The following is a 12,786-nucleotide window of genomic DNA, read 5'->3' as shown; positions in this document are numbered from 1 at the left end:
TAGCGGAGACGCAGTTTTGCCGAGACATGTTCGAGCGCTGCTCTCGGCATACCGGGTTTGGCGGGGATAAATAGTCAGCGCGGCAGAGAGAATGGGCAGCCGATGTTGGCTTTTGCCCATTTGTTCCAAACAGTCTCAAAACGATCATGCGGAAAGGCCTGCCGGTCTTTGTAAAATGACGCATCCGCAAACAACAGCTTGGTCCTCAATAGCTCCATCATAAAGTTGAGAAGCAAGTGCTTCCTTTTTGTGAGCAAATCAACCACCGGCTCATTTAGATCGGACTCAGAGAATTCGCCGGCTTTGTTCGGCAGATCAAAAATCCTGACCCGTACAAGATGCCTCATGATTGGATCTGGATTCAATCTCCAGACTGATCCACCCGGCTCATCATAAAACGGCTGAGTATGTTGATGATTGTCGATGACTGCTTCGCAGCACGTAAGAATATTGTTGACGATGTCGGAAAATACGTCGGTTACAACTGAAGTATGTGTGCTGTTCGGCAAGCTGAGAACAAGATTTGACCATCCATGCTTTCTGACAAGCAGGGAAATCTGAAACTCATCAAAAATTTCGTTTTGTTCTGCAATCATAGATACATGTGCGCGGCTGATGGACGTTTGAATTTTGCTCTAACCGCGCTTCTCCAGTCTTTGCCGCTATATGATCAGACTCGTTCTTTGCTGTCGAGTGAAGGAGGGAAATATGCCCCAAGTCCGCTTCTCCGAAAACTTCGACTGGAAGCCACTCCCGCAAATCACGATTGCTCATAAGGCTGGCTGGTCCGGCCTTGTGACTACACCGTGCGCAAATTCTGCCGTTCAAGCCAACAAGGCTTTGCGGATGAAAACTCCGAAAACAGGAGAGAAGGATGGCGACGGCATCTTTGATCCGACAGCGTATCACCTAGCGATCCGTCGCGGTTATAATGATTTCATTGCGGGCAAAATCAGCCGGACCGAGTTCGGACGACGACTGGCGCAGGAATGGGCCTCTTTCCCGGTGCTTGCTCCGACGAAGGGTGGCAGTCGCGCACTGCAGCGCGGCGAAACCTTTTATGCCGGCGACAAGCTCAATAAGGCTTTGGTAACGCCGGAACGGAAGGAAGCTATTCTTGATAAATTGAAAGCTGCGGGATCTGCACCGCCATCGGCTGATCAAGTCATGGTCGTTGAAAAAGTGCCTGTCGTTGCAGATCCCGGCGAGCTGGGTGAAAATCCTGCGAAGTCCAAGGCGGTCATCACAAACTTTCTCACCGGCATCGGAATGGCCGTTACAGCTATCGGCACTTTCCTCGGCGGTCTGGATTGGCGCGTGCAGCTCTTCATTTGCGCGATGGTTGGCGGATTTGCGGTCTACGCAATCAAACGACGCTTCGATTTGTATAAAGCCGTCAAAGAATTCCTGCCTGGCTGCGCGCGAACTCAAAGCAGATAAAGATACTTGGTATAGGTTTTGTAGAGATCCATTATGGGTAGGGCAAAGGCCCAAGCCTAAATTGGACGGAGAACGCGATGCGTTGAAGTTTGCCCTGCGCCTAGCTATCGGATTTGGACAAGCTGAGAATAAGAAGGTGAGCAAATATTTCCTTACGCTCAACCCGCTTTTCTTAAGAGGCAAAAAATCAGCAACTGTGAAGCAAAAAATAGAAGAAGCTGGATCTCTTGAGGCATTAAGAAAAAGCCATGAGCCTGCAAAACCAAAAAAAGAGGCAGCTACGACAGTTAAGTTAACGGTTTCCCCGGAATTCACCGAGGCTATTATGCGTCAATGTATTTCACAAGGAATTATTGATTGCCCCATTCGCATAATGGAAAGTGGTAAATCTCTGAAACTTGTCATTCACCCACCGTATATGGATGACAAAACTCAGACTTCGGTCATGCCCTTGTAATACACTTTTGACACCCAAATTACCCAATTATATCAAACACACCTGATAATAGTGAGGTCAGTTGTACTGACCTTACTTAGGTGTACGAGGTTAGCTATGACGATGTCACCACCCCTGCTGTCACGCGACGTCTATATTAAGCTTCATACAGCCGTTGAAGCTAAAATTCGTAAGCTGACATTGACACCATCAGGGCGATATAAGCTCTGTGAAACAGGTATCGATGATCTAATGCATGAAGGCGCAAAGTCGCTTAAAGCGACTAATACAGTTGTACGTATACATTTTGCAGAAAATTCCCATGAATTATTGCAGGAAAAATTAAGGAAGCATCCGCGAACAAGATTGTCGTTTGTAACGCTTACACCAAGGGTGTGCTGTGTGCCCATAGATGGAGATCACAATTGAGCAATCGATGATCTTCAGATCCTATTGTATGAGCTGTTCGGCGGATTAGCTTTTATGGATTTATAGAACCCAGCTTGTTCGCTAATTTCTCGATAGCACCAAATAACAAAAAGACGATTGCGTGGCACGTGCACATGCTGGTGTGGGAAGACGATGCAAATACGTTAGATGAGGTTGCGGAAATTATCGATGTATTCAACCGTACCCATGAAGCGTTGATACCTGGCAAAGCTGCGGGTCACTTTAGATCGGTGAGCCGTCAAAACGCGCTCAACCGCATTTGGTATATGAGCAAAGCGCCAATGAAAGACATGCATGTGTTCAAGGCAAAAGATACTGGTAGCTATAAAACGAAGAACCGGCTTTTACGCCCAGGGCAAGCTGTTCTTCTTCATAATATAATGTCCCATATGACAATATCTGATTTGTGCGTGAGCAATTTCAGTGGTGACGAAATTGCCGAAGGCACTAAGTCAGCTACTGTTGCTATGGTGGAGCAGCGAGAGCAAGAACGGCTCAACAATAACTATCGGCGGAAGAAGGGCAGGCAGCATGCTTAGCCTTTGACCATGCCGACCAAGGGTCGCTTAAACTGTAAGGTCAAAATGCCAATTGTTATTTGCGTTTTGGAAGGTGCAGTTTAAGCGACTTTTTCTAAAGATGTACATTTAGTCAGAGAAGCGCTCAGGTCATACATCTCAGGTGACGAGCGAAGCTGTATGATTAGCGGTGGTGCGAGCAATTCTTGATAATAGTTGATAAATCGATTAACTTGAAAAGACGTTCGAGTAAAGGAGTCACAATATGATTAGTGCTGAACTGGGTAAACAACTCGAAAGCTACATTCAGCAGCTCGTTGATAACGGCCGCTATGGCTCAAAAAGTGAAGTTTTGCGCGAAGGCGTGCGCTTGGTTCAGGACCGCGAAGCGAAACTCGCCGCCCTTGATGCTGCGCTTACCCATGGAATGGCTGATATCGAAGCTGGGCGTACAAAGCCTGCAAGTGAAGTATTTGACCGGTTGGAAGCAAAATATCTGGCAATGGCTGATAAGGCTGAAAAATTAGCATGAGGGTCGAGTTCTCTCATGCGGCAGAAAATGACCTAGAGCAAATCGGTGACTTCATAGCGCAAGATAATCCTCGACGCGCTTATTCCTTCATTCTCGAATTGCGTAACAAGTGCGCAGCCTTAGCTGAGCTAGCTGGCAGCTTTCCATTAGTGCCTCGTTATGAACGCCATGGCTATCGTCGTCGGGTGCACGGTAATTATCTGATTTTCTATCGAGTAGATAATGATCGTGTATCGATTGTTCGCATACTGCATGGGGCTATGGATTACGCTGCGTTATTGTTTGAGGAGTAAATCATTGGCTGCTCGTTCTGCTCAGTAATTTTTGGCAGCATGTCAATGTACACGAGGTTCACCTTTGCGTTTTCGATATCGCAAGCCGTTCAGCTGATGCTTTTATTTGATGAAAAGTGGAGCCGGGTGGGCATTCACAATGCCCATTCTAAATGTCCGGCACGCTTCAAAAGCGGGCGCGATTTGTAACATATGGCAAAAACGTAATTTTGCCATATGTGTTGAAATCAAGTACTCAACGCGATTGAGCCCTGAAACATCAAACTGAGCCGAGTGAGTGAGGAGGGCAAATATGTTTGCGTTGATCCGTCCAATCATGATTGCTGGCATATAATATCCAAAAGCTGATTGCGGAGGTCTATCGGTTTAGCCGCAAGATCAACGGTCACAAATCGCAGGCGATGTCCTTGGATAGTCACGTTTTCATCGAGATGACGATTAACTGCAGGGTGTAGTAGAATGCCTTCGGCAGTATCGGCTAAATCATCACCGCGACTAACTTGAGAGCGAAGATAAGAATATATTTGATAGAGGTGTGCACTTTTAATGCCCTCTGAGCCATAAGACCTTGGGCTCATTATATTTGTGAACTTTGTATCCAGTATAATTCGCCTAATACCTGCCTGTTCGAACATCATGTCAGCACGCATAGATGGTAATATCGACTTCAATCCTTCACTTTGTTCTGAAATAGCCCAGTTTAAGTGTGTCTGGCCTTTGACTGACCATCCGAATTTTCCGTGTAACTCATGACGATAGAAGCCTGCTATGGCTTGCTCGAAGATACGCCTCAGGAGCATCTCGTTATGATCCAAGCCATGATGCTTTTCAGTTCCTGCAGTTTCAGAAGGAAGTACAAGATCCAACGCAATTGTAGCTACCCGCAACATTAGATTGTCGTCAGAGTCGCTTCGAGAGCCCTTATCACCGGACAATTCGGCACAAGAAGGTCGTTTGTTTATTACTCCAGCATCACGGAAGTGCCTAGCGAGACAATTGCACTGACGAATAAGATCAACGTTTTCGAGCTTTCCAGTCAGGCTTGTAAGAGCCGCGAGTGCCAACCGATTGCGAGGGATATCGTGAGTTAGCTCTTCGTAACGGCAAGAGATCTGCCCACGACTTAAAAGCAACCTCGTTTCAGTTTCGAACCAGTTTATCCGCCCACGAACACGGCTTAACGTAGCGGCATTCGGCTGATATCCGCGCGATAAGCTCCTTCGCAACTTCCGTTCAACGACATGAACCAACAGGCGTGCGAGAACTTCAGGTAATTCGGTATCATCTTCAATTTCTGTCGAGAAAGGATCTAGAAATCGTGCTAGTCCAGAAGCATAAGCCAGCAGAACCCAAAGATTCCTGATCGGGATACTCTTGTGACTAGACCAGGCGGTCTTTCTGCCTAAACGACCTGAAGTAAGATTCGGGTCTCCTATCATACCTTTTCCAGATCACTTATTCGTGCTTCTGCTTCCGTGATGTTATCAAACCAGTATTCTTGGAGGAGGGGGGCGATCTCGGACTTAACAGTTTCTAGATACCATGACGCCCATTCTGCATCGGAGGTTCCCGGCTTACCAAATGGGGTCATAAAGCTATGACCGACTTGAAACTGAGGTCCCAAATTACGATCATTTTCTATCGCTGAATTAAGCGTTGTCATCTTGCGAGCGATGGTATCGACAAGTGACACTGGAGCGCCAATATCCAGCATCCAGCTCTTCCAAGGTGAGCTGAACTGCGGCGAAAGTGAAATGAAGGAGAAGCGACGCCTCAAAGCCAAGTCGACGAGAGCCAACGATCTGTCCGCCAGATTCATCGTTCCAATGATGTACAGATTATCTGGAACATAAATCCGTTCATCAATCGTACGTGGATATGCAGGCCTCAGCGCCTCGCCTTCATTGCGCTTGCTATCTTCAATTAGGGTGAGCATTTCACCGAGTATTTGCGCGGGGTTTCCGCGATTAATTTCTTCTATTACTAGCACATATGGGAGATCGCTATTTTCTTTGGCCGCGTTGACTGCGTCCAAGAATGCACCGTCAACGAGTTGTAGCCCCTTTGTTCCATCTGGTCTCCATCCTCTCACAAAATCTTCATACGATAACGTTGGTTGAAATTGTAATGAGGTAAGGCGATCAGGCGAGACTTCTCCGATTAATGCATAGCCCAGGCGTTTAGCTAGCCAAGTTTTACCAGTTCCAGGTGGGCCTTGTAGGATAATATTCTTTTTACGTCGTAGCAAATCGACGTACTGAGAAACTTCATTTTTAGCTAAGAAACAACCTTCATCAATAATACTTTCAACGTTGTATGTTCGCACATCGGGTTTATTCGAGGGGTAATTTTTAGTAGGCTCCTCGTATGCAGCCTCTAAGATCTGTATAATTGATCTATCTATTCTCCACTCTTCTTCAAAGTCACTTGGGAGTGCGGCCGCATAATCTTCACCGTCGTCTGTCAAGATTAATTGGCCTGTATTCTGCACGTCAATAAGCCCGACTAATCGTGCCCAAGTGCAAATATACGATCCTGGTTGGGTTGACGTCCATGTGGGCACTAACTCTCGAAGTCGCTTTGCCGCATCCGTCGGCTTCAAGGTCCCAGGTTCACGACGAACCATCAGGAGAAGGTGTCCCATGCCAAAAACACGGCCGATAAGCGGACCCCGTAATACAGTCGCTGGATTATCTACATTTAGTAAATCCTGCCCGCGATCAGTTGGACGATACACTAGGCCGTCCATGCGAAGCAGCCCAAGGCCGCCCATAGCTTGGGAAATGATGTTTCCAGCAGAACTTGTATTAAGTTGCGTGGCTTCTTCAAGAATTATTCCCACAAGCTCTTCACGAGTGATGCCCTGTTCGGCCTCTCGAACCATTGCTAGCAGCAGGTCGATATTTCCTTTTACACATGTTAAGCTGCGTCGTTGCGCATTAGCCGGTAAAAGTGAAAATGGGGGAAGAGCGCTTGCTTCCCGTTGTTCAGATTCATTAATGATAGCTCCCTCGTCAGGCTTGCCGACATAGGTCTGCCATAAATACCAAGCAAAAATCGCTTGGTCGACCTTGTCATCAATTGTGTTAGCGTTGCCGACAGACGACTGGATTTTCGCTCGAACAGTTGGGTGCTGAGAGATGAAATCCCCTCTCACTCGTGACGCTGAAACAAGTCGTTGTACACCCCAGATACGGCTGGCATCTGCGATACTTGTCATATCGTCTGGAAAGATTGTCGCTAATAGCCTAGTAAGCCGGGCCTTAGGCCGACGCTTTGTAAACCTCGGATAAACTTTATCGAGAACATAGTTGTATATTCTCTGTAGGTGATTGCCTCGTTCTTCAATTGGAATTCCAGCAAGTGAACCCCGAGCTTCATATAGGAACTTCGCGAGTTCTTGATCTTCATAAGCCCCATGAACAGTTACTGAACTGCCTGGTCCGATGCGTGCAAGCGCATTGCTGTCCCAAAGAGATTCCTGGAATTCTCTGGTTTTCCATTCTTCCCAACCCGCTTCTTCGACGCGCTGAATCTGTCTTGAGTAATTTCGGCGCCACTCTTTCGCCCAATCTAGATTCAGATATTTTTGGTAATCTTCATTGTAAATGAGAGAAAGGTTGGATTCGTCTAAGATTTTCATATACTTGCCCCGCGCAAACTATCCCCAATAAATCAAAGTGAAAATCACTAAATTCAGTTCCTCTGTCAACACACGTAATCACGTATTATGAACTTAATGCGGGTAACTAATTCGAGGCAATTACAACGTCCTTTTTGTTCAACCGTAAGGTTGGGCGGGGCTTCGTGGCGATTAGCATGATCATGGGGTATTTGAATTGGCGAAATCGTTCGCGCAAGGTGGGATAAGCTGCATTGTCACCTGAAAGTTTTCGGCCACATATGGCAAAAGTGGGGTTTTGCCATATGTCACTCCGATTGCGGAATGTCGGCTTTGCGCCCTCATTTCGGTCATTCGAATGCGACCTCGGAGTTTCCAAAAGCAGACGAATTTCATTCAGCCAGCCATATCGTCAGGAGAAAGTTCGAATCCTCTACGGTGCGCCAAATTCCGCCGAATACCGCCCACAAGACGCTATGGCCACCGATCATACGCCCTTGCATCCGGCAGAGGCTGAGGCGTGCGCAGAATAGCGTAGAAACGGCGGCGTTCGGCGGCAGAAAAGTTCGAATCGCTTTCGGTCGAGTGATTTCCACAAGAATACGTCACGGGTTGATGACGAAGACCGATAAATGTGTGCTGTTTTCTCTATGCTGTTGCAGTCACCCCCGGCAGGCTTATCATTCATGATTTATAATGTGTCTAAGGTATTTTGGTTCAAGCAGTAGTGGTTCATGCCGACAGTTGATCACAGCGACGAAATAGATACCGTTCGAGCGTCGCGGGCGGGCCACACTTTTCACGAGCGTTGGGCCGCACGAAGGGCCCTTCAGCTCGTATTCCCCAAGGACAACCTCTTCGCGATAGCCGTCGAGGGTCTTTCCTCGACCGAGACCGCGAAGCCCGGCGACAAGGCCGAGGAGGTCGCGGACCTCGTGCTGTATTACGGCAATGGCGACAACTTCGCCGCGAGCGATCGGCTTGAAACGGTGCAGTTCAAATACAAACTGCGTCCCGATGAGGTGACCGCCTCCTTTCTCCGAAAAACAATTGAGAAATTCTGCGCGACAATCGTCGGCTATGAGAAGGATTTCACGGCCGCAGACGTCGATGCCAAAACTGCCTTTATCTTCGTGACAAACGCCTCGTTTGGCCCCGATCTATGGGAGGCACTTGCCGCTCTTCAGAGCGGCGTTCCTGCGACAAGCCGCGGCGCCGGTCGGCAGGTAAGCTACCTGACTGCAATCTGTGCGAAGAGCGGTGTTCCCGATCCGAAGCGCCTATTCTCCCGCATAGAGTTTCGTGCCGCCGAGAAGAACCTCCAGGGGCAAAGCAACGCGCTCCGCCGAACGCTCACGGATTGGTCGGCGGGTGCGGACTCTCAGGCCAAACTGCGCCTGCACGACTTGCAGGATCTCGTCCTGAAGAAGGCAGGTCCCAGTGGTCAAGGAAAGAACCTGATCAGGCGTGAGGATGTTCTCGACGCGCTTGATTGCGAGCCAGAAGATTTGTTCCCCGCAGACACGCGATTCATTGATGTTGGGGCGGTAGTCGAACGGACAGAGCTCGACATCGTCGGCGCAAGGGTCGCGCAGCTATCCATGCCAATCTTCGTGCATGCCGAAGGAGGGGTGGGGAAGACCGTCTTTGTGCAGAGCCTCGCCGCGCGCCTGAGCAACGAGTTCGAGGTCGTCGTCTTTGATTGCTTTGGCGGAGGCGCCTACCGGTCTGAAGAGCACTCTCGCCATCTGCCGAGCATCGGCATCGTCCAGATCGTCAACGAGCTCGCATCTAGAGGGCTCTGCGATCTCCTTCTTCCGTCGGAGAATGACAACCGCCGGATTCTGAAAGCTGCTCGAAAGAGGTTTAGCCAAGCCGCCACTGCCATCGTCACCCAGTCGAAGAAGCGCGGACTACTTATCATCATTGATGCTGCCGACAATGCCCAGCTAGAGGCCGACTATCGCCGTGAGGACGCGTTTCCCAAACTGCTCTTGTCGATGCTCGATCACGAGCCGATTGATGGAGTGAAGTTGATGCTCACGGCCCGCACGCACCGCAAAGACACCGTCATCGCCCGCGCGAGGGTCGAGCCCTTCGAACTGGGGCCGTTCACCGAGCCCGAAGCGCGTCAGTTTCTGGAGGCGAGAAGGCCAACGATCTCCGAGGTAGAGTTTGCAACTGCACTCTCCCGGTCGGGCCGAAACGCCCGCGTGCTCGACTACTTGCTGACCACCTGGGACATAAACGTCGCCGGCACGGCGCCGTCCACTCCGATCACGGTCAAGGAGATTATCGCCCAGCGGTGCGCGAAGATCGTCAACGACCTTCACATCGCGGGTTGGCCCGAGAACGAAGTTCGCGAGTTCTTTGTGGCGCTCTCGCTTCTGCCGCCGCCCATTCCCCTTGACGATCTGGCGGGTGCTTTGGGCTGGCCGGCATCTCAGGTGAATACCGCCGCATCGGACTTGGCCCCCATGCTAGAACTCACACCTCATGGAGCCATATTCCGCGACGAGCCTACTGAGACATATGTCCGCGAGACCTACTCAAGCGAAGTAGACGCACAAAGAGTGATCGCCGACAGACTGTTGGCGAGCCAGGCATCATCGTCCTATGCCGCCGAGGCGCTACCCCACTTCCTCGTCGTTATCAATGACAGTGATCGCGCCTTCGCTCTGGCGGACTCCTCCAGCTTTCCCTCTGTTGTGCAGTCGGAGTTCGGCCGGCGACGTTTATCGCTCGCGCGCCTGCGAGCAGCCTTCCGCCTTGCCGTGGCGGCAGGCGACTTCGACCGCGTCCTCAACCTCACGATGCGCCTTGCGCAAGTGGCGACCGCCAACATGCGGGGCGATGAGTACATTCGCCGCTCGCCTGCTCTAGCCGCGACACTGGGTGACCCCGATGCGCAGCGCCGACTATTCGCAGATAGGTCGGGGTGGCGGGGAGCGCGAAGTGCGCGCCTCACCATATCGTACAGCTTTGCGGGCGATGCTGAAGAAGCAATGATTCAGCGCGAAAGTACGATCCGGTGGATCAACTGGCATTCGCAGCTTCCCGGGGAAGACCCGCCTCATGACCGTGCCGGGCCTGAGACAGCCGACTTTGCAGCAGTGTTGTTCGCCAGCGTCTTGCATGGCGACCTTGAGAACGTCGACCACAATCTCACCCGCTGGACTGCTCGTTTCTCACTTGCCGCGAGCGATGCTCTTATCACGCTGCTCGATCAGCTGAAGTTGACGACCGGCGATGACGCGCTTGCCGAGTTCGTAGAGTTCGCCGCAGGCGATCAGTGCAAGTCCGCCGCGCTGAAGATCTGCTTGCTGACTCGGCCCCAATACATCACTCGGGCGCAAGCCAAGTCACTCTCGGCGTCACTCAAGGCCTTCTCGGCGCCAGATGATCAGGAAGATCGTGAGGACTATTCGTTCCGAGAGGATAGAAGCATCGCCGGAGACATCATCCAAGCTGCGCTCACCGTGCTGCTAATGGGCTCACGGTCGGTAGCGGCCTCGCTGATGCGCAATGTCCCAGAGATGCGGCCCTCAGGCTATGACTACAGCGAGCGCTATGGGCATCCGAAGGTCTGGCAGCCTCTCATTTGTGCTTGCGTGCGCGCCTGGTCTGCCGGAAAGCCGCTCGCTTATCACGATCTCCTTCCCAGAGAACTGAAGATTACGAAGCGCGCCAAGACCATCAGCGATAAGAAAGAGCTGGCCAAGTTCATCGCGGAGCAGACCGTCAGCACCGCACCGGTGCGAGGCGTCAAGAAGCGAAAGTCCCCCAAGGAAAAGGCTCGATACAACTCTGTTGAGCGCAACGAGATCGTTGATGCCATCGAACTCGCGTTGACGTTGATGCAGCCCATTCAAGAGGCGATCCTTTCAAAGCAGCCGGTCAGTGTCGCCACCATAGATGCGTTCATTTCCATCTGGCAATCGACGACCCGCAGCAGCGTGCATTGGCGATCCGAGACCGCAGTAGATTTGCAATCGCGAACACTGGGCCTCGCGTGCGTGGAATTGCTTTTCTCCTACGCAGCTGATGTTACGTCGGAACAGGCTCGCGCCGTGGTCGATCTTGTTTCTACGGGGCGGTTCGCGCCCTATCAGAAGCTCAGGGTCTTGGCCCATCTAGCTCGCAGGCCACCTTTGCACAGCCTTGCTGGAGAGTTTGCGCGCCACGTCTCGGAACAAATCCGAAAAGATGAGAACATTGGCTCTCGCGGCGAAGGATACGCCGATCTCGCCGCAACTCTGGTCGCTATGAGCGTCGACGAGGCACGCGAGTACTACCGCCAGGGTCTCTCACAGCTCGACCAGATGGGCGGCGAGGACTTCCAGCAAATTTACTCTCTGCTACACTATGGCGTCGTTCAGCCCGGCGGCGAACTCTCTCCCGTGGCCGCGCAGCGCCTCATGAACCTTTGCCAAGCAATCGCTCACTACGAACCCAGGAAGTTTGGCTGGACATTGTTCGGGCGTTCGGCGGCGAACTCAATTGGCTTTGCAGCCATCGCAAAACTCGTGCGATGGAAGGACCAGGATGTGGTTGAGCTTTCCTATGGCTTACCCCAGCTGGTTTGCTACTTAGCGAAAAAGGGGAAGCTCTCGCCAGTGCGAGCCGCGCTGCTCCTCACATTGTGCAAGGACCACGGCTGGTGGGATTGGCAGGTCGGTGAAGGCATCTCCGACCTTTTAAGCGTTTGCGACCCTGCCGACCGTAAGGCCATCATGAATGTGATCCTTGGGAAACTGCTCGCCGAGCATATGGACGGCGCTTGGCCGACGCTATGGGAAAGTCTCCTAAAGGCTGGAGATAGCTATCCAGGGACGCTTACCGAAGAGGAAAAGACCGCGATCGAACAAGCGAGGGCATTTGCTAAGCAGAAGCAGGACGAATTCAACGACCGCAATTGCTCTTCAAGCCAATCCCTCGCTCATACGCCGGCGCGACCGACCAAAGAACAGGTCGACGAAACCATCGCAACGCTTGTCCAGCGCTGCGATCCGACATCGGCCGCTTCGATAGACGAGGCGATCAGGATGATCGATGAGGACAAGCGCCTTCCATTCGGAGCTCGTCTTCAGTTCGTGGCAGGTGTGCGAAACGCGTGCCCCTACGGCAAAAGGTTGCAGTTCCTGTTCGCCATTTGCGAGGCAACTGAGTTCGAGTTTGACCGAGCTATCGACCTAACAATTGAGTGCATTGCGGTATGGGCGAGTGAAGCCGCCCACTTGCGCTCACATTCGAAGGAGCTGATCGCCTCACTATTCGAGCACAAAGGAGCCCAGCTTTTTGACGATCGTTATTCCAATATGGCCCGGCGCATCCACCAGCTTTCAGAACTATGCGGCGACAAGCGCTTTGGACTTGCCCTTATTTAGTGGAGAGGTTCTGTCACTAATTTGCGGTTTATCATCTCGAACTGGATCGGTGATTTATACCCGAGTGCAGAATGTCTGCGCACAGGATTATAGAAGCCGTCAATGTAT

The 12,786-nt window shown here is 51.3% G+C and carries 9 protein-coding genes; 6 read left to right on the top strand and 3 right to left on the bottom strand.

Annotated features, from left to right (window positions below):
- Positions 1–74: 74 nt before the first annotated feature.
- Positions 75–596: a hypothetical protein gene (locus ABWV94_RS23020; RefSeq protein ID WP_113496762.1), complete on the bottom strand. Its 522-nt coding sequence runs from the start codon at positions 594–596 to the stop codon at positions 75–77.
- A 112-nt stretch (positions 597–708) separates the two neighbouring features.
- Here ABWV94_RS23020 and ABWV94_RS23015 point away from each other — a divergent pair, with 112 nt between their 5' ends.
- The 5 genes from ABWV94_RS23015 to ABWV94_RS22995 all read left to right on the top strand — a co-directional run bounded on the left by ABWV94_RS23015 (position 709) and on the right by ABWV94_RS22995 (position 3,669).
- A complete protein-coding gene (locus ABWV94_RS23015; RefSeq protein ID WP_353415506.1) occupies positions 709–1,440 on the top strand; it encodes a hypothetical protein in 732 nt (243 codons plus the stop codon).
- A gap of 82 nt (positions 1,441–1,522) precedes the next feature.
- Positions 1,523–1,897, top strand: coding sequence for a hypothetical protein (locus ABWV94_RS23010; RefSeq protein WP_353415505.1), 375 nt, complete (start codon positions 1,523–1,525; stop codon positions 1,895–1,897).
- Between the two features lie 482 nt (positions 1,898–2,379).
- A complete protein-coding gene (locus tag ABWV94_RS23005) occupies positions 2,380–2,865 on the top strand; it encodes a hypothetical protein (RefSeq protein ID WP_353415504.1) in 486 nt (161 codons plus the stop codon).
- 244 nt (positions 2,866–3,109) lie between these two features.
- Positions 3,110–3,376, top strand: a complete 267-nt coding sequence (locus ABWV94_RS23000) for a type II toxin-antitoxin system ParD family antitoxin (RefSeq protein WP_113496759.1) — start codon at positions 3,110–3,112, stop codon at positions 3,374–3,376.
- Entirely contained in the window at positions 3,373–3,669 is a 297-nt protein-coding gene (locus ABWV94_RS22995; protein WP_113496758.1) for a type II toxin-antitoxin system RelE/ParE family toxin, read from the top strand. Before ABWV94_RS23000 ends, ABWV94_RS22995 begins: the two co-directional genes overlap by 4 nt.
- Before the next feature lie 314 nt (positions 3,670–3,983).
- Here the strand turns inward: ABWV94_RS22995 and mcrC are convergent, their stop codons facing one another.
- Together mcrC and ABWV94_RS22985 are read right to left on the bottom strand one after the other, a co-directional pair.
- Positions 3,984–5,108: a 5-methylcytosine-specific restriction endonuclease system specificity protein McrC gene (mcrC, locus tag ABWV94_RS22990; RefSeq protein ID WP_353415503.1), complete on the bottom strand. Its 1,125-nt coding sequence runs from the start codon at positions 5,106–5,108 to the stop codon at positions 3,984–3,986.
- Positions 5,105–7,312 (bottom strand): AAA family ATPase, encoded by a 2,208-nt coding sequence (locus tag ABWV94_RS22985; protein WP_353415502.1) that lies wholly within the window; start codon positions 7,310–7,312, stop codon positions 5,105–5,107. The genes mcrC and ABWV94_RS22985 overlap by 4 nt, the downstream gene beginning before the upstream one ends.
- A gap of 713 nt (positions 7,313–8,025) precedes the next feature.
- Between ABWV94_RS22985 and ABWV94_RS22980 the strand changes: the two genes are divergently transcribed.
- Positions 8,026–12,678 (top strand): NACHT domain-containing protein, encoded by a 4,653-nt coding sequence (locus ABWV94_RS22980; RefSeq protein WP_353415501.1) that lies wholly within the window; start codon positions 8,026–8,028, stop codon positions 12,676–12,678.
- Positions 12,679–12,786 lie beyond the last annotated feature (108 nt).

This window comes from Brucella sp. NBRC 12953, assembly GCF_040369775.1.
Classification (GTDB): domain Bacteria; phylum Pseudomonadota; class Alphaproteobacteria; order Rhizobiales; family Rhizobiaceae; genus Brucella; species Brucella pseudogrignonensis.
This window is presented reverse-complemented; position numbering and strand designations above follow the sequence as displayed.